The organism is Niveispirillum lacus, from assembly GCF_002251795.1.
Taxonomy (GTDB): Bacteria; Pseudomonadota; Alphaproteobacteria; order Azospirillales; family Azospirillaceae; genus Niveispirillum; species Niveispirillum lacus.
This window is the reverse complement of record NZ_NOXU01000023.1, coordinates 68324-86961: the sequence shown is the minus strand read 5'-3', so window position 1 is coordinate 86961 and position 18638 is coordinate 68324. Positions and strand designations below refer to the sequence as shown.

The window sequence follows — 18638 nt, the reverse complement described above, 5'->3', positions numbered from 1 at the left end:
CCTTGTCGGCGTAGAATGGCTGAAACAGGACAGATTTCACGTTGGCCAGGTCACGTAGAGGGCCTTGGCCATCCATGGCAGCTTGATCACGGCATAAGAAAACGGGCTTTGAATGAGCAGCAGGTCATAGGCCCGCCGCTGTACCGTCAGGTTCCAATGGTCGGTGCTGTCGGACAGGACACCGTCGCGCACCAGCCAGTTGCCGCGGAAGCCATCAAGGCTGCTGGCACCGCATCTCGGCCAATGGCCGATGACAGCCTGTAACAGACTGTCCATCATCGCCCTGTCGGTGGCGGTGAAATCGGCTCGCACGGGCACCGGGTCGGCCGGCTGCAGCCCACACAGCACCTTGTTCAGAACCAGAAAGGGTTCCTCGGCCTCGGCGAAACCGGTGGCCAGCACCTGCAGCGCCAGAACTGCCCGCTGTTGGGCATCGACCGAAACAAAGTGCTGGTCACGCACCAATCCCAGCCGGTCGAACAGGATGGGCAGATAGGATTGCAGCAGCACCAGCCCGGCATTGGCAATCTTGAGACGCTGATTGTCGATCAGGGTATTGGTCGCGTCCGGTGACGATGCCATGGTTGGTTTTTCCAGTTTGTGTGGTGGAAAGGCGGACCGGATGGCGGCGGGGGGTTGCGCGGCCAGAAGCCGTATATCCAGTTGCGCCGCGTTCAAACCGACCTGGGGCAGGAAAAACTGCCGGAACGCGGCCAACATTCGGGCCGGCTCCAACGCGCGCCAGTCCTGGTCCAACCAAGCCTGCCAGACGATGCGCCACAGCCAGGTCTCCCGCCGGTCGGCATGGGGCAGGTTCAGACGGCGTTGCCATGCCTGCCATTCACTGACCAGCCTTGTGATCCGGCGCGCGGATGGCGATGCGCTTGGTTCCCGCCCTGTCAGATCCAACAGATGTGACAGGGACAGGGCAGCCCGCAGCCGCGCTTCCAGCCGGGGCCGCAGGGCCTGCCGGCGCCATGGCTTGCTCAACAACCGCCGGAAACCATCCGGCCGGGTCCAGGCCCATTGATAAAGGGCCATCGCCAGCCGCTGTTCGGGTGCCCCGACCGCCGGCAGGGATGATATGCCATGGCGGCGATGCAGGGCCGGCGCTGCCTGCCGGCACAGCAGGCGCACTAGCTGCGCCTGCCCCTGCGGCGTCGCCAGCCACTGACCCCAGGCATCGGGTGGTTCATGCCGTCCTTTGCCGGAAGCCGTCGGCGCGGGCAAGGCTATGGCGTGCCCTTCCGTCCAGTCCAGCAAGATACCAAAGGCCTGTTGCCAGAGGGGAGAAGGAGGGGCGGCAAGCCCGCGCATGGCCGTTGCGGCCACACTGCGGCCCAGACGCTGGCACCATAATAGCAGGCAGTGGGCCAGAAAGCGGGGAGGGGCGATGGCTGCCCCTCTCGGGTCCAGTGCCAGTTGCCAAAGCACCGGCTCCAGCAGGGGGCGGGGGGCGGGGGGCTGACCGGCGCTGCCGAACCAGCGGGCAGCCTGGTCTACCAGCGTCTCCACCGGTCGCAAGGCAGGGGGGACCAGCCGCGACAACCAGCGCCGCGCCGCCGGAACATTCGATAATTGTGGCAGCAGATGCGCCCGGTCGGGCTGTGCCCGCAACCAGCGGCGCAGGTCCGCCGATGGCAAGAGCGCCCACAGGCCCGCCAGCGGCATGTGGCGCAAGATCGCCGGCAGGTCGGTTGTGGTCCGTCCCATACGCAGGCGCCAGCGCAGGGCCTTCCAGACCAGGCAAACCGGCAGAGCCCCGGTGGACAGCATCGTCTGTGCCGCCGTAAGGGCGGCCTCGCTGTCAAGATCATCTGCCGCCGGCCCGTGCGGTGGGGCCAGATCCGGCGCCCGCCGGTGAGTGGTCCTGTTGCGGTACCGGGTGGTCGGTCCTGCCGCCAACGGCCCCAACCCAGCCTGCAAGTCCAGCAGGATCTGAAGCAGCACATAATGGCGGGGGTCGGAACCGGCGACCTGCGCATAGGCGATCAGCAGATCCAGCGCGGTGGCGAGGTCTGTTCCGTGGCGTTGGCAGCCTTCCCGCAGCGTTCGCTCCACCAGCAGCCGCCGTTCAAACCGGGAAGTGTGTTCAGACAGCAGGAAGGTCAGCACAACCGCCCAAACGGCGCGGCGCGGCCAATGTCGCTGCTGGGCCAGATGCTGGCTGTGGGCCACATGGGCGAGGATGAATTCCGCCTCGTTGGGTTGCAGAAGCGTGACCGTCCGCCGCAGGGACGGGTCATCCAGGAACCGGGCCAGAACTGGACCGGCCGGCGCCCCCGCCGCCAGCATTGTCCGCACCATCCGGCGACCATCACGGGCGGCCAGAATACGGAACAAGGTTTGGAACCGAACGCGGCCACCGGCATGGCTTCCATGGGCGTTGATGTGCCGCTCTGCCTGGCCGCGCGACAGCATCTGTGACCAATCGTGCCAGTCGCGCTCGACAGGACCCTCTGTTGGGGACGCGGTGGCGCCAGCGGCAAAGACCGGCAGATCAATCGCGAGAATGGACCGGATCAGTTTCAGGAAACGGGGCGGAAGGGTCGGTGCGGCTCGTTCACTGATGCGGGCCAGACGATCCAGCAACGTCTCATAAGCAATGCCGTAGTGACGGGCCAGGTGACGTAAATGTGCGCGGGCGAAATCGGTCAGGTTGAAAAGACTGCCGCGATCGGTGAACAGACAGGTGAGAAGGGCCAACCATGCCGCCCGCTCGAAACCGGTTGTGTCATCCTGAACCAACCTATCTTCGAGATGGCGCGCAACCAGATCATTGACCCAATGGACCAGCGCATCGGCATGGGTGGGATCGGCCAGCATGATCAGGTGCGGCAACCGGTCCAGCCCCAGCAGCCATATCAGGCGCAAACGCACCTTTTCCTGTACCGCAATCCGTCGCAACAGCCCCTGCAGGGCCGGCCTGTCGCGCTCCAGCGCCAATGTCCATAATGACAGGAACGCAATCCGGTTCTTCTGCCACCAGGGCAGGGCCCCGTGCAGCAGCAGATGTTCCAGCAAGGCCAGGATGTCCTGGTCTGTCAGGTCGATATCATCATGGGCGGTGCGCGCCCGGTCTCCTGTTGCACCCGGCGACTGCGGCGTGTCACCAGGGGAAAAGGGCGCCGCGTCGGTCACACTGCCGAAACGACGCCATAGTGCGCTGGTCAGTTCCGTGGCCAGCCGGTGGGGCAGGTCATGGCTGGCGCGCGACAGCAGGATCGGCCCAAGATCCACTTCCAAATGTTCACAACGCCATGTCTGACCCGTTGGACAGCAACGGTCAAAAACCCGCGCCAGCAGGTCCGGCAGCAGTCTGTGCGAGAAATCGGAAAGCCAGTCCTGCTGTTCGCGGACGCTGGACGGGTGGTCATAGGCACTGTCCCAGACAAGGCGGGCCACCAGATGGTGTGGCGAGGGCGGGGCGGTGATCATGGGGACCTCGCCTGCGCCAGCTTTGATGCGAGATCCTGGGCGTGGGCGGCCAGGGCTGCCGGGTCCGGTTCGGGCTGGCCATAGAGGTTCTGCCACGCGACAAAAGCCGGGATCAGGGCCGCCATCCGGGCAAAGGGCAGGCCGACCGCATCAAGGCCCACATGGGCTGGCCAATGGCGTTGGCGCATGGTCTCCATGGCATTGGGCAGATGGCGGGCCAGATGCGGAACCCATGCCGGCCAGAACAGGCCGGTGCGCAGCCTTGTCGCCATATCGGGCATCTGCCCATCAGGCACCAGCAGCACCGGTTCCACCAGCAGCACACCGCGCCGCTGCGTCGCCAACCACAGAAGTTGCAGAATATGGGCGTGGCAGGTCAGGAACCGCTCATCTTCCGGTGTGCCCACAGGGGCGGCAAAAGCGCCGCTGCCGGGCATGTGCCAGGTGTCGGGCCAGCCGACCCGGTCGCCCGGCGCGTTCCACCGAATTTCCAGCAAAGCCTCACCCGGCGCAGGGACGGTCCGATCCCGTCCCTCACACAACCAGACGCCACCATCCGTACCCAGCAGGAACAATTCGCAGTCCGGCACCTCAAACCGGGCGCCGGGGTGGCTGCCTGTGCCCAGCCATTGCCGGGCGCCGGGCGCATAAAGCGCCCGTGACAGGGCAGCAGCCATGGTTCCCAGATAGGTTGGCAGATCCAAGAACAGCCCAAGCCGCAGCTCAAAACTGCTGATCCCGGCCAAGGACCCTTCATCCAGCGCCGCCAGTGTTTCAATCCGTTCCAGATCCGGACGGCCGTTGAAATCGGGCCAAGCCTTCAACCGCTGCCACCATGGCGCGTCGGGCACCTGTGCCGACCGCCCGGCCTGGGGCAGCAACCGGGCCTGGAAACGGGCATCGGTCTCCGGGATCGCGGGATCACCCGGCAAGAGCAGGGCCGGTGCCGGATACCGGGCGGCACAGCAGCGCGCATGCGCCAGAAAGCTGAGATTTTGCAGCCAGAGCGCATACACGATCATCAAGGTCCGTTCGCGCCCCCCATACCATTGATAGGTCAGGATCATGGTGTCGTAGATGTCCGTATCCTCACCATGGCGGGCCAGCAGATGGCGCAGCATGGCCAGGCGGCTGACCACCGCTTCATGTTCGCCCTCTGTCTGTGTGGCCAGCGCATGCCGATAGGCGTTGTGGGAATAAAGCTGAACCTGTTGCCAGCTATCCTCCCGGCGCGGCTCACCCAGCCAATCATCGAAAATGGTCTGCCCGGCCAGAAGATCCTGAATATCCGGGATCTGATAGAGCGGTTGACTGAAACTGGTCTGGGCCAGCGGTTGCCACGCAACGTCATCGGGACGGTCCCCGCGCTCCGGTGGCGGTGGTCGGCGCGGGGAGAACAGAAAGCCCAGATTGGCCAATTGTGCGAACTGATTGGCCAGCAATTGTTCAAAGGGCATCAGATAGCCCTGAAGTTGGCGCGCATGCGCCACCTGCAGGCTGTTGCGATCAACCTCCCGTCCAGTCAGTCCCCAATTGGGGGGCAGGGTCAGTTGTACCGGGTGATAGTCGGCAAGATTGCGGAACTGTCCAGCGGGAGGCGGGGCTGAGAGGTCAATCCCGGCCGCAATGCCCTTGGCGGCATGGGCCGATTTCATCGCCAAAACGCCGGGTGATCGGGAAGGGCCCTGATACCGCAGGCAGTGGCGGTTATCTGCCTGGAATTCCAGGTCCAGGGTCCAGCTCACGATCTCGTGTTCGGCCAAGGCCACCTGTTTTTCTTCCTTGCCGTCTGCCAGCAGTTTCAAGGACAGGACAGCCTGCACACCCGGCACATCGGCCAGCAGCCGGGCCAGGGCACTGATCCGCACCATCGCCGGCAGCGGGGGCAAAACACCGGGTATCCAGCCCTGTTCCAGTCGCGGACCATTGATGATCGCGGCACCATCCATGCCCTGGGCGCGCCAGGTATGGTAACCGCCACGCTGCGGAAGGGGTGCGGCCAGACGATCAAGCGCCAATGCACAGGAATCCGCGATCTCCCCGGCATCCCGGGCATCCAGCAGCAGGATGGTGGCGCTCAAACGCAAGGGCCGGGGACTTAACCACCGGGGCGGCAGAACATCATGGCCCGGCAGTCGCCAGCAGCGCAGATAGTGCCACGCGGATCGGGCCAATTGCGCGATGGCGGCGTCATCCAGGTGGGGTTGTGGTGCCAGATAGCAAATCTGCCGTCCGGTTGGATGACCTTGCCCATCGCGTTCCGATAAGATCTGCAGCGCCCGCAGTCCGGGCAACCGGTCAAACAGCGCTTTGCCATAATCGTCGGCACTGACCGGTTGATTGGACAGGATATCGGTCTGATCTGGAAACTGGTCGGGAACAGCTAGAGGCGCATTCCTGCCGGCCAGCAGATCCTCTATCGGGAACCCGGCGCAATAGGCCACTTCCGACAGGGCCCAGCAAAGATGTTCCAGCAGGGTGACGCCGGGATCGACATCGTTATACAGGCTCCAATGATCACCCACCCGTTGCTGCAATGCGTCAATACCCTGGGACTTCAGCCAGTAGGGATTTTCAGCCGGGGCCGGCGGTTCGTTGCGGATGAAGAAGTCGCCCATGATCACCCCGCAGCCACGGTCAGGTGGTGTTCATTGGCGGAAACCCAGATCTGGCCAGGCGGTGCAACCAGGTGGTCACCCTGGAAATCGACCCGCGTCCCGTCCGGGGCCGTCAGGGTGATGCCCAGATCTTCAATCGCAAAAACGCCGGGGAACGCCGCAATCCGGCGCAGGATATCGGCCTTTCCCAAGCCCAGCCGCAAATCGTATCGGGGCTGATCGCTGTTGATCCAGGGCGAAAGGTAAAGGCGCAGGGCGAGGTTCCAGCTCTGCCGCAAGGACGGCCACGCCGCCAGCGCGTCATGTGACACCACCAGACTGGCTGATAAAGCGACCTCACTGGTTTGCAGATTATGGACACTGACCGTCGTCGTATCGGCGGCGCAGGCCTGAAGCTGCGCCGCCAGGGAGGTGCGTGCGCCCGGACTGATCCGGGGGCGATAGGCACCGGTCACCCCGGCATTGGCAATGCGTGGAACCACCCCCAGCCGCACCTGCCCCGGTGACGGGCCATCGCTCGGCAGCAGTTCGGTATGGAACAGGTCCGGCATGAACTCGTGCGCCAGAAGCACATAATCGCGGGCGGTCAGGGCGCGCGCCTTATGGGTAAGGCGCAAAGCGACCCGCCGATGGAAGTTATTGGCACCGGTATAGCCTGTGGTGATTTCCGCCCCCCGCCCGCCGTGCGATGCCAAAGGCTGGCGCACACTGGCTAGGGTTGGGTTCGGGGCCTTGCTGATCGTGCCTGGCGCGATCGGGGGCAGTACTGCCGCATCTGCCGCAACATCGCGGCGCACCAACCGGACAGCCTGTGGTGCCAGCAGAGCCACGGATAGCGACCGCCATCCGGTCTTGGGCGTCAAGGCCAGCCAGGCACAGTGGGCCAGCGCCGGCAACAGGGGCAGCGCGCCCAAGGGATCAGGCAAGGACAGTTCCAGGATGCCCGATGCGGAAAGGCCGGCCGTGCCATCATGCCAGACATCCGCCGGCATCCACCCGGCCGGACCGTAACGCCAGGCCGCAAAGCCCGTCTCATCCCCATCATCGGTGACGGCCGCGAAAAGGCGCAGCGTGCAGGGGACGGGTAAATCCGCGACCGCCAGCAGCAGACAGCCCTCGCCCGCGATGCGGGGCACCAGCGTGAGACCGGTTTCCACCAGGCCCGGCGCCAAGGGGGCATGACGTGGTACCGGTCCGCCGCTGCGCCAGGCCAGCCATGTATGCCAGGGGCCGTAATGCCGCCATTCCATCGGACAGGGCAGGTCAATGGCACCGGCATCGGCGCCGGGCACCAGCCGGCACCGGGCGCTGTATTCGGCGGTGGCGGCCTTTACGCCGGGTGTGAAGGGCGGATTGGGGGTGCCGGGTGGGGAGGGGCCGCCTGTCTTGCCCTGGGCCGACTGGATCAACGCCTGTGCCTGCTGCTGGCTGGCCCAGATCAGGACCTGCGGGTAAATCTGGTGTCCAAAGGCCTGTTGCGGTTGATCCAGCGTAAAGGCCAGATACCCCCCCAGGGCGGTTGAGGGATCGGCAAGCGCTGGTTGCGTGGCAAGCCAGGGAAGGGGCCGCTGGTCTGGCAACTGGAACGTAAAGACACTGCGGCCATTGCCCTGAAACAGGGTGCCGGGCTGGGACCCCGGCGGTGGCGTTGCGGTGGCGGCTTTCCATCCGTCTGGTTCCCGCCAATGCCAGCTTCCCCGGATCGTGTCATTGCGGATCGGGGGCAGTTCGGGGCGCAGTGCCGCCTGCCATGCGTTATATTCCTGGTACCAGGAGCCCAGGTCAGCGGGCATCGCCGTCCAATCCAGGGTCAAGCTGAGCCTGTCGACCGGCTTTGCAAATATTTCGCGGCTGCCGAGCAGGAAGCGGCTGCCCGTTTGGGGTACCGGGCCCAACGGGTAGGGGGCGGCTGTGGACAGGGGCGCCTGCGAACTCCACAAAGTCAGGTTGCTGACATCACGGACCTTGATTTCAAGATTAATGGCACTGATCCGGGGCCATGGATGGGCGCTGGCCAGAGGGGGTAAGGCCACCTTGAGCTGTGGCCACAGACTGTCCTGCCCATCCACCGCTTTGGCCGGCACCTGCAACGCGGGCGCTTCCGCCGGCAGCATCCATTCCAGCACCAATTGACCAGGACTACCCGCCGTGGATGGGCTGAAATGGGGCGGGAAAGCGTAGGCGCCCGCTTCAAACCAGCCCTTGCCCGTGGTCATCCAACTGCGCCAACCACTGTCCCAGGTCGCGGGCGGGGTGGTGTCGGTCCCGTTCATTTCCAGTGTCAGGACAATCGACCGGACACCGGATTCCATCAGCAGCAGCGGGCTGGCAATAGAAAATCCCAGGCCCTGGGGCCGGGGATCGGGGCTGGCGAACAGATACTGGTCAATCGGGTGGCCGGATGCATCATGCTGGATGGCCGACAGGTCGGCCAGCCGGGTGGCGTGAATGCCGGGTTTGAACCCGGCCTGACCCTGATCTGACTTCAGGCTGAACCCGGCGGCAAGGCGCCCCTGATTGATGATGGTCGTTTCGGGATTGGTGAAAAACAGGGGTTTGCCATCGGCGTCCTTGCCAGCGGCAAAACCCGTCCCGGCGGGAATGATCTGGATCGGCTGGTCGGGCGACGGAACTGCCAGGACCACAACCTCGTCCGGTTGGGCCGCCCGTGGTTCAACATGCAGGACATTGCGATAGTAAAAATCCAGATGGCGTGGGCCAATATCATTCAAGGCCCGTTGCTGATGCGCCATCAGGTCAACAAAGACCCGCAGCAGGGCAGTGTCGGGATGGGGGGTCTTCTGGGTCGCCACATCCGCATACTGATGGGCTGCCGCATCGACGGTCTGGATCAGAACATCCAGGATTTCCAGATAGATATGGCGCAGTGCCGCCATAGATTGTTCCAGGGCCCGGTCCGAATGCCCGTCGGTGAGACACTGGGTCGGGTCATCCTGTCCCAACACCTGCCAGGCCGGTCCCAAGGCGGCATACCAGGCGCTATCCGGCGGCTCGATCCAATTATGCAGGGCCAGGGCTTGATGCAGGGTGCGAACCCTGGCCAGACCAGGGGCGACCGTGTTTTTCACTTCGCGCGCCAGGAAGCAGCGAAGCTGAAAATCCTCTGGTTGCTGTTCCAGCCATGTCAGCCAATGAGCCAGGGTGGACACCATGTGCCGCAGCAGTCGCAGAACCGCCTTGATTTGTGCCGGGCGCGGTGGGGCGGCCCCATGGGGCGGTGCTGTCAGGGCCTGATATTGGGCATTCAGCTCGCGATAGTCCGTGGCGGCAATGGTCGCCAACAGAATGGCCGCATCCTTCAACATGAAGGGCTGCCAGGTGCCTTGTTCGACATTGTTGATGGTATAGAACCGGATCAGCCGCGAGAAACGGGCCACAAAGGCCAGCCGGTCACGCGCAGTTCTGCTGTCCAGTGGTGCGCTGGCCGGGTCCAATGCCGCAAGATCCGGCAAGAGCGGGGATGTCGTCATCACTTACGAGCCCCCAACCTGGGGTGGGGGGGCCAGATTAGAGCCTTCCAGGGCCGCAAACGGATAGACGTGATTGTGACGGGTGTTGGTCTGCGTGACACGGTAAGTGATGGCCAACTGCATCAGGCTGCCATCCGGACTGGCTTGCGGCGTCACCGCCTCCACAACGATGCGCGGTTCGCCATGCAACAGAATGAAACGCGCCGCCTCGGCAAGTTCCTCCAGGGTCTGCGCATCGCTGCGGCGAAAGACGAACTGGTTCAGGTTGCTGCCGAAATCGGGCAGCAAGGCACGGCTGCCACGCAGGGTGGCCAGCAGCAGGTTGAGGGACTGGGCGATGTTCTCCACCCCCGCCACCATGCTGAGACTGGCGTCGGCGGCATTAAAGACGGGGGGAAAGCTCCAGCCCCGGCCCAGAAAGGGGGCGTCATGGCCCATGGTCAGCCCCCGATCATGACAGTGGGCGCCCCCAGCGCAATGGTGCCGCCATGGGCGGTCGTATCCCCCATCCGGGCCGCCGGCATACCCGCGATCATCACGGTCGCTGAACCTTTGACGATACTGTCGGGCGGGCCGACACACACAGCCATGTCACCAACCCGGGCCGCTGGCATATTGCAGATCAGCACAGTCGGCGCGCCCGCCGCGATGGGGCCGCCAACATGCGGGATCGGCGGCAGGCCCGGTGTGACCATCGGGCATTGGTGAAAATCGCTGAGGCGGGCGGCCGGTGGCATGGCGTGGTTCCTTCAGTTGATCATGACCATGCCGCCCTTCAGCGTCAGTTGCGCACCGCCCTGGATTTCGGCGCTGGCACTGCCTTTGGCGGTCAATTGGGCGTTGGCGGTCAGGGACAAATTCGTGCCCTTGGCACTGACATCGCCGCCGCTGCTTTCGGCGGTGATGCCATTATCGCCCTTCAAGGACATGGTGGTCGCCGCCTGGGCATTCAGGGCGGCCGCGCTTTTCAGGGCAATGGCGCTGCTGTCCATCTGGAGGCTGTTTCCATTCTGATCGACAAGCTGGATCTGACCGTTCTTGTCATCCAGAACCAGTTTGTTGCCGCCCGGTGTCGACAGGGTGATGATCTTGTCTTCGTCGTTGAAATCCAGGAACGAGCCGGCTTTGGTGTAGACCGCCTTGTGACTGTTTTTGCTGTCCGGCGTCAGGGCGCTGTTGGGTTTGCGGTCCTTGCTGTACAGGCTGCCCAGGATCACGGGGAACCGGGGATCGGCATTGAGGAACCCCACCAGAACCTCATCCCCGACCTCTGGCAGGAAAAAAGCCCCGGCCCCATCGGTGGCATGGAAATGCGCCATGCGTGCCCAGATGCCGGCATTATTGTCATTGAACAGGGCGATTTCCACCTGGATCCGGAAGCCATTGCCGGGGTCGCTGTCGATCTTCAGGACCGTGCCGCAGAACAACCCGCTGATCGCAGGCAGGAGGCCCGCCGCCGCGGGCGTGCTGACATCATGTTCCTGCACGAACCACTGCCGTTCATGGCCCAACAACAGGTCGCAGGTCCAGTTGCCCTCACGCAGACGGTGGCGGATGCCGGTTATCAGGTGCGTGCCGTTGAAACGCCCACCCAAACCCGCCAGGGCCACGGTCTGCCCCGGTGTCAGATCGGATCGCCCTTGAAGGGTTGCTGTTGCGACAATCTTCGCCAACGTGCTTTTGGCCACCTGCGCCTTTGCCCATCCCGTCAGGGCATCATTGGTTTCAGCGCCCGCCGTCTGCAGGTTCAGCGTACCCTGGCCCAGATCACCGGCCAGCTTCTTGGTCGTCAGGTTGCCCGGCCCGGCAAAACTGGCGTTGGCGCTGGCATTGATCAATTTCAGGGTGGCCGGATCCCAGGCGCTGGCACTGACCTCATCCACCTGGCCAACCGCATCCAGCACACCATCGAAGCCGAAAAGATCAATACCCTGGGTAATGGTGACCGACGGATCAGTTTGGTTGAGCGGGTCGAAGACCTTGACGGTGCCGTTCAGGGTCAGAACCAGGAACCCATTGATTTCGGCACGTGTGACGATGAAATCCCAGTCTGTGCTGTCATATTGGATCAACGCCTCCTGCTGTACTGTCGTGGCGGCGACATCAGCGGTGAGCCCGGCATTGGACAGGATGGTCGATATGGCATCACTATCCTTGGACGAGGCATAGGCCGAGGATTTCCGCCCCACAGTCAGCAGGACCGCCTTGTCCCGACATTCCACTTCCAGGGTGGAGTGGCCCCCGGTCGTCAAGGACAGGCGCTGACCCGTGATGATGCCGGAAAACACCTCCTTGTTGGTATTGTCATAGCCCAACTGGATGCTGATCGTGGCGCCGGGGACAAAGGTGTCGGCGCTGCTGACCGCAAAATCCTGGGATGAAGCGTCGCCGTCCGGCAACATGATGGCGGCCCGCGCAATACGGTTGACCGATTGTTCAATGTCGATCGACGACACCTGATATTCAGTGGGGATGGCAGTACCGTTTACAGTGATGGTGTAGGAGGCAAGCCCGCCATCCGGATCATCGGCCATGTTTGCCCCCCGTGGATTTCAGGGGTGGCGTCAGCAAAATTGTCCCGCCGGCCAGGTGCCGGAATTTGTCCAGACGGTTGGCCTTGGCCAGGGCCACAAAAAAATCCGGCCGGCGATAAATTGTCTGGGCGATCAGCGGCAGGCTGTCACCCTCCCGCACCAGGACATGGTGGGTCACATCCGGCGACTGCTGGTTTTGTTGTTTGGCCAGGGTTGAGGCATCGATATAGGAGCGGAAATCCAGCTTCACCTTGGCGCGCAACGCCCCGCCATTGGGTTTGAAGAAGGTGTAGTTGACGCTCATGTTGGTCAGCACGCCCTTGAAATTCAGCGTGTCACCCCAGACCACGGTCACATAATTGGGCCGATGCGTGTCGCTTTTGTAATCGCGCACCACGGCCGACAGCGTTTCCAACTCCGTCTTCAGGTCCACACGGGTGTCATCGACCACACCGGTACAATCAATGGTCAATTCAAAACTCAAGGTTTCACTGGGTAATTGCTTGAATTTCGGGGCCGCCGCAGAAGTGCCGCTGCTATTCTCGCTATACTCAACCGACCGGCCGAGATCGATACTGGACGGGTTCAGCATCGCCACATATTGGTTGGGCGCCGGTGCCTTGCTGCTGAATTTTTCGTCGCTATATCCGGTGATGGTCAGATTGGCCATGGTTTGTTCCTAGCGATCAAAGCGCTTGCGGCCCTGGTTTTCCCGCAGCATGCGCTCGCATTCCTCCAGCAGGGTGCGCCGCAAGGCCTGAAACTCTGCCCGCCGCTCCTGCGCCTGCCGGTCCGCCGTCCCGGTTTCCAGGGAGGTTTTGATGACCAGTTCTCGAATTTCGACGGGCATGCCTTCTCCTGTTTGCGATCAGTGCTAAACCAGCACATACCGGCGATAGGCCAGTTCGATGGTTTCAATCAGCAGGGCATTCTCCTGTGATTTCAGGTCGCTCATGCTCCATTTCACCGGATAGGCCCCGATGACGTTCCAGGCCATGGTTGGCATATGCTGGTGGTTGTACAAGGTGACCAGCACATCCATGGTCTTCACGGGTGTGGCGAAATCACTGTCCAGGACCGACGCACACCAGACCGAAAAGGCGGCCCCGCTGATGGCCACGCCACGGCGCAAGACCAGATTCTCATATTTAACCCGGCCCGGCAGACGGTAGGCGAAACGGTTCTCGCCACCGCTGACCGCTTCCTCCACTTCCATCTGTTTGGACAGGCCCGAGACTTCCTGAAAGGCGGCGTCCAGGGCAAAGGGCAGAACGCTGACCCCGAAGTAGAAACTGGGCTGCAGCTCGTTCAGCGACCCTACATAATCAGCCAGATTGGAGAGCAGACCGGGCATCCGTTACCCCCCGTTGGTCACCACAATCTGCTCATGCGCGATTTCAATCGTATCCACCGCCACCTCGTTGCCATCTGATTTCAGATCGGTACTGGTGATCTTGGTCGGCCAGGCATTATTCAATGTCCACAGCATGGTGACCTTACCGCTTTCGTCCAGCAACCTGATCAACACCGTTCGACGTTTGATGGTGTTCATCTTGATTTCGTTCATCCAGTTCCAGAACGTATTATCATTCACGAACACGCCGCGTTTCATGGTGACATTGCTGTACTTGGCAATGCCCGGCATCTTGATTGCCGAGAACAGGGGACTGTTGCTGTGGCGATATTCGATGATCTGCACCTCTGCGTCCATGCCGGACACTTCCTGAAAGGCGATGCCCTTCAACTCCGAACCGAAATCCACTTCAAAGCGAAATTTCGGCAACGGCCATACATTATCTTCTACTTCACCGGCCATGATCATACCTCTCTAATTTGCAAGTGACGGTGGCGGCGCTGAAGGTCAGCCGGACTTGGCCATCTGCTGCTGGAACGTGATCTCGATGAATTCGGCCGGTCGGACAACGCAGACCAGAACCGTCACGCGCATGTAGCCGTTCAGCAGGTCTTCGGCCGTCATCGTCGTGCCCAGACCGACCGATACGGAGAAGGCATCGTTGGGTTTGGCGCCCAGCAGCCCGCCTTGTTTCCAGACATCGGTGAGAAAGCTGGAAATCATGCTTTTCACGGCCGCCCAGGTATTGGCGTTATTCAGCGCAAACACATAGGCGCGGGCCGCCAGTTTCACCGACTGTTCCAGGAAGATCATGGTGCGCCTGACCGAGATATAGCGCCAATCCAGACTGTTGCCGTCCAGGGTGCGCGCGCCCCATACCAGGATGCCCTGCCCGTTGAAGAAACGAATGGCATTGATGGATTTGCCGGATACCGCATCCACGTTCAGATTGGCCTGCTGACTGTCCGTCAGTTTGATGGGCAGACTGGCCGCGCCGACGATGCTGGTATTGGCAGGGCTGTTCCAGACCCCGGCCGTGTTGTCATTGACAGTATAGACCCCGGCCATGGCGCCGCTGGGTGGCAGCAGATTGGCCACATTCATCACCTGCTTGATGATCAGCGCATAGGTCTTGCTGGCATTGGTCAGGGCCGCATGCAACTGACTGGTGGTCAGTGGCGTGGCGGGCGGGTTCTGGATCATGTCGATGATTTTGGCGGCAACCGGGTTGGGGCTTGTCGGATTGTCCAGCAGCGGTGCCAGTTGTTTGATGTCACCACCAAACAGGTTGGTGAAGTCAATCTCGCCGGATTGCATAATGGTGGTGCCGATGAACGGGTAATAACAGATCCCGTACTTCAGACCATGCGTGCCGGTGCTGTTACGAAAGGCTTCGATATCCTGGGTATACTGAATCGGGTCAGGCTGGTTGCCATTGATCACGTCGAACAGACAGACGGTGGTCTGCAGCTCCTGTGCCTGCAACAACATGCTTTGCGTGAGCGTGGCATTATCGGCAGCCGGCAGCAATGTCGCTTCCGGACAGACATAGATTGTCGGTTCCAGTTCGATTTTCAGCAGATCCAGAGCGCGCTGCAGATCGGCCAGCTTGACGTTGGCATTGACCAACGGGGTCTTGGCATCATCCAAAGGCTTGCCGCTGGGCGGACCATAGGGGCCGACGGAGATGATCCAGGCATCGCTCCCGCCATTCTGATAGAACAGCCGGATGCTGTTATACATATAATAGATCGTATTGGGATCGGGCAGTACGGAGTAGAATTTGCCACCGACCCCGAAATGGGGACCAACCTCCGGCTCCTTATCCTGTGCCACCAGGTAATATTGCGGTGAATATTGACGGGTCGCATCCGCCGGCGCTGGTGGGCTGGGCAAGCTGAAATAGGCCTGGTATTCCGCAAAAGAGGTGATGCGGACCGGCTTGTTGTAATAGGATTTGCCTTCGTAATCCGCGCGGGGTGTATACCCGATGAAAACAGGCACGGCGGTTGCGATGGGCACGACGGAATTTGGGAAGGCGTTGACCTCGTTGATGTAAACGCCCGGTGTCGAATACGTTGCCAAGATCGCCTCTTCCTTGTCTGGGGTGATGTCGGCGCCGGCGGTTTCCCAACCGGCACCATCGGTCACGCTGCGTTAGAGATAAACAGTTGCGGCCGCTTCAATCCGCCGATCCGGCCCCTCGCCGTGCCAGAGCATGGAACCGGGGTCCGGCAGGGGCAGGGACCGGATCAGACAGATCTCGGTTGTCTGGTCTGACAGCGGCGAGCGGAACCAGTCGTAAAGACCCAGACCCCTGTCAGGCGTTTTGCTGAATGTCCAGGGCTGCCCGCCCGTATCGAAACGCAGGGCATTTTCACCATCGGGGAGCTGGGTCTGCGTCGGACCGGACAGCAGATGCCCGTCCGATGTCCGAATAAAGGGCTGATGGAGCGGGTTCTGACTGCGATTGACGACAAAATAGGCCCAGGGCACCTGCGCCGCCTGAAAACAGATCCGCCAGGTTGTCCCTGCTGGCACAAGTGCGAGGTCGGCCGGGTACAACCAAACGGTCGCCATCGGCACCCCAGCGCCCGATTGTGGTGACAGGATGCAACCCGTCGCGCCCGCGTCGGTCCTGTCCTGAAGGGCCCGCGTGGTGAAATGGGGCAGGGTCGTCGCCCCTGCCGGCAAGGCGGTGACACGGGCAAGATGCGTCAGATCACCGGTAAAACCGAGACAGAGCGGCCGCCCGTTTAACGCGCGGTCAAGGCCATCCAATATTGCCGCTGCCGGGCCGCCGCGACCACTGAACAGGGTCCAGCCCCCGGCAGTCTGTCGCCACCACAGGTCAAAGCGACGCAAAACAGCCTCGGTCTCGCGGTTTGGCACCAAGGCAAGCCCGGTGACCGGATGTTGACCATACCAATCATGGTCAATCAGCAGTCGCAGAAGGCAGTCACTCATTGTGCAACCTCCGTTATCGGAAGCTGGAGAGGAGCGGTGAAGCCACTGATCTGATCGGCATCAATGATCAGACGACGGACCTTGTAGATGAGGGATGGCAGATAGGTGGCGCCCAGGGCGCTCCAGATTTCAAAGGATTTGGCGTCTGAGGTGTTTTCAATCTCAATTTCCAGCAGGCTGAGTTCCGCTGGCATATTCGGCAGTAAAGAACGTTTGAAGCTACTGTTGGCCTGAAAGAACATGATGACATTCGACATCACTTTCAGGGATTCTATATAATCATCAAAATTGGCAGCCATCATAATATTCAAATTAAAATACTGTGCTGGTGGCTTATTTGTCTTTCCGCTACTGCCAATTTTTTCATTATAAAATTGCCTGGACGGCTCGTATTCAATCTTGGTCAGGGCCATGATAACGCGATTTTGGTTCTTCTGGCTGGTGGCCCCCTCCCCGGTCTGCAGATGGTTCAAAACAACAATCGGTTCAGATAGAGACAGCGTGCTCCGCAAGTGAGCGTCGAGAGTGTCCCGAATGAACAATAGCGCCCGGTCGAGCATATCGCCTCCAGGGCGTTTTGGAAGTATGACCGCAGTAATATGACTAACAGTTAAAATATGGGAAAATTTCAGCCTGTCAATTCAGTTCGTGGTGCGGGATGACGCTTCGCCGGCTAAGGCTGGATTGGTTTTCCAGCCGGCGGCGGTGGGGCGGCACCCCTTGTTGGCGATGGCGGACCAGGACTAAGGCATGGGGGAGGGCGTGGCCGCGGAGCGAGGCGGGAAAATATGCCCCTGACGGCATCAGAACGATGGCCCGCACCCATGCCCAGGCCATCGTTGACAATTCACTGCCGGGTGGAAGGGACCGGCGGGGCTCCTTTGTAACCTATGTTGGGTCAGCGCGGCGACCATTCACCTGGCTTGACGGTCAGTTGTGGCAGGGCTGCCACCACGTCGGCCCAGGAGATATATTTGAAGTTCGTGGCTTCTGGTTCGCCATTCATGCCGTTCAGATCGTCATTATAGCCGTCCTGAACGACCAGAAGCCCAGCCGGATATCCGGGCAACGGGATCGAGATCAGTTCCGCCCCGTCGCATTCCTGTCCGGCGTCGATGGCGCCGTTGGCGGTCAGCTTGAAACTGCCCAGATACCGGTTCTGTCCACCGCGTTCAAAGATGGCGAAACTGTCATCCAGGCCGGCAGCATCCGGGGCCTTCTGGTCACCATGGGCGTCACCCTGGCTGGAGGCGATCAGGTAGCCGGTACCGTCAGCCCCGCGATAAAGGGCCAGTCCCTCGACATCGCGGGTGATACGGCTGTCTTGGTTGTTGAACGGGCTTTTGGCCGATCCGCGCGTTTCGTAAAAGGGCTTATCCTCCGCCTTGCCGGTGGACAGGTTGATGCGCCACAGGCCCACATCCTCCTGACCCGCGAACAGGATGCCCGCCTCTTCATCCACCACCAACCCTTCAAACTGCGGCTGCCAGTCCAGGGCCGGGTCACTGTCATTCTCGACGCTCAGGTCCTGGCCCTTGTGGGCGGTGGGGAAATCCCAGTGGCGGGTGCGTTCATGCCCGATGCTGCCATCGGCCTGGACCACCAGTTTCTGCTCGGCCAGACGCGCCGCATTACGCTGTGCCACCACGGCCCGCACCTCGCCTGTCGCCTTGTCCTTCCACAGGGTCAGGCCATAGGCGCTGGCCTGATCGGCCACGGGGTTCGCCACCTCGGCCGTGCCATCGGGCGACAGGCGGGTGGGGAAGACCTGGGCCTGATTGGGATCGGTGATATCGGTCAGGGGGGCGGCCGCGTTGGCCGGGTCAATGGCCCAGACCATCAGCCGGTCACGGCCCCGGTCACTGGCCACCGCAATGTCGATGGTCGATCCATCCGGGCGGCGAAACCCATAGGCGACATCGACATTGTTGTAACGGCCATCCGGCACGGCATCGATCCGCTGCACCAGCTTGCCCTGAAGGTCATAGACCCGCAGGCCAGCATCCTTGGCCGCTGTGATCACCAGGCTCTTGGCCGGGTCATCGGGGTGTAGCCAGAAGGACGGATCATCCGCATCCCCCGGTACCCCGCCATCGGGCAGGCCGGGCGTGGTTTCAGCGACGGGCTTGACCAGGGGCAGGGTGTCGGGGGCAGCCACCGGAGCGGCTGGTTCCTTGCCGCAGGCGGCAAGTGTCAGGATCAGGGCAAGCGGGATCAGGGGGCGCATGGCGGCCTT

Annotated in this window: 14 protein-coding genes; all 14 read right to left on the bottom strand. The window is 62.0% G+C overall.

Annotated elements, in window-relative coordinates; genetic code table 11:
- Positions 1-36: 36 nt before the first annotated feature.
- The 14 genes from CHU95_RS05275 to CHU95_RS05215 all read right to left on the bottom strand — a co-directional run bounded on the left by CHU95_RS05275 (position 37) and on the right by CHU95_RS05215 (position 18629).
- Complete coding sequence (locus CHU95_RS05275; RefSeq protein ID WP_094454449.1) at positions 37-3438, bottom strand: contractile injection system tape measure protein; 3402 nt, start codon at positions 3436-3438, stop codon at positions 37-39.
- Positions 3435-6056, bottom strand: coding sequence for a hypothetical protein (locus CHU95_RS05270; protein WP_094454447.1), 2622 nt, complete (start codon positions 6054-6056; stop codon positions 3435-3437). The genes CHU95_RS05275 and CHU95_RS05270 overlap by 4 nt, the downstream gene beginning before the upstream one ends.
- Positions 6057-6058: 2 nt before the next feature.
- A complete protein-coding gene (locus tag CHU95_RS05265) occupies positions 6059-9550 on the bottom strand; it encodes a baseplate J/gp47 family protein (RefSeq protein WP_133065437.1) in 3492 nt (1163 codons plus the stop codon).
- Complete coding sequence (locus CHU95_RS05260) at positions 9551-9985, bottom strand: GPW/gp25 family protein (protein WP_094454443.1); 435 nt, start codon at positions 9983-9985, stop codon at positions 9551-9553. It lies immediately after the preceding gene.
- A gap of 2 nt (positions 9986-9987) precedes the next feature.
- Positions 9988-10284 (bottom strand): PAAR domain-containing protein, encoded by a 297-nt coding sequence (locus CHU95_RS05255; protein ID WP_094454441.1) that lies wholly within the window; start codon positions 10282-10284, stop codon positions 9988-9990.
- 12 nt (positions 10285-10296) lie between these two features.
- Positions 10297-12081: a type VI secretion system tip protein VgrG gene (vgrG, locus tag CHU95_RS05250; protein ID WP_094454439.1), complete on the bottom strand. Its 1785-nt coding sequence runs from the start codon at positions 12079-12081 to the stop codon at positions 10297-10299.
- Positions 12071-12751, bottom strand: coding sequence for a CIS tube protein (locus CHU95_RS05245; protein WP_094454437.1), 681 nt, complete (start codon positions 12749-12751; stop codon positions 12071-12073). The genes vgrG and CHU95_RS05245 overlap by 11 nt, the downstream gene beginning before the upstream one ends.
- Positions 12752-12760: 9 nt before the next feature.
- The gene (locus tag CHU95_RS22330) at positions 12761-12931 is read right to left on the bottom strand and encodes a DUF5908 family protein (RefSeq protein WP_165772024.1); all 171 of its coding nucleotides are present in this window, start codon (positions 12929-12931) and stop codon (positions 12761-12763) included.
- Positions 12932-12955: 24 nt separating this feature from the next.
- Positions 12956-13435, bottom strand: coding sequence for a phage tail protein (locus CHU95_RS05240; protein ID WP_094454435.1), 480 nt, complete (start codon positions 13433-13435; stop codon positions 12956-12958).
- A 3-nt stretch (positions 13436-13438) separates the two neighbouring features.
- Complete coding sequence (locus CHU95_RS05235) at positions 13439-13897, bottom strand: phage tail protein (RefSeq protein ID WP_094454618.1); 459 nt, start codon at positions 13895-13897, stop codon at positions 13439-13441.
- A 45-nt stretch (positions 13898-13942) separates the two neighbouring features.
- Positions 13943-15520: a phage tail sheath family protein gene (locus tag CHU95_RS05230; RefSeq protein ID WP_207762385.1), complete on the bottom strand. Its 1578-nt coding sequence runs from the start codon at positions 15518-15520 to the stop codon at positions 13943-13945.
- A gap of 72 nt (positions 15521-15592) precedes the next feature.
- On the bottom strand, positions 15593-16402 hold the full coding sequence (locus CHU95_RS05225; protein WP_094454433.1) for a hypothetical protein: 810 nt from the start codon (positions 16400-16402) through the stop codon (positions 15593-15595).
- The gene (locus CHU95_RS05220) at positions 16399-16962 is read right to left on the bottom strand and encodes a Pvc16 family protein (RefSeq protein WP_094454431.1); all 564 of its coding nucleotides are present in this window, start codon (positions 16960-16962) and stop codon (positions 16399-16401) included. The genes CHU95_RS05225 and CHU95_RS05220 overlap by 4 nt, the downstream gene beginning before the upstream one ends.
- Positions 16963-17300: 338 nt before the next feature.
- Entirely contained in the window at positions 17301-18629 is a 1329-nt protein-coding gene (locus CHU95_RS05215) for a phytase (RefSeq protein WP_094454429.1), read from the bottom strand.
- Between the last annotated feature and the right edge of the window lie 9 nt (positions 18630-18638).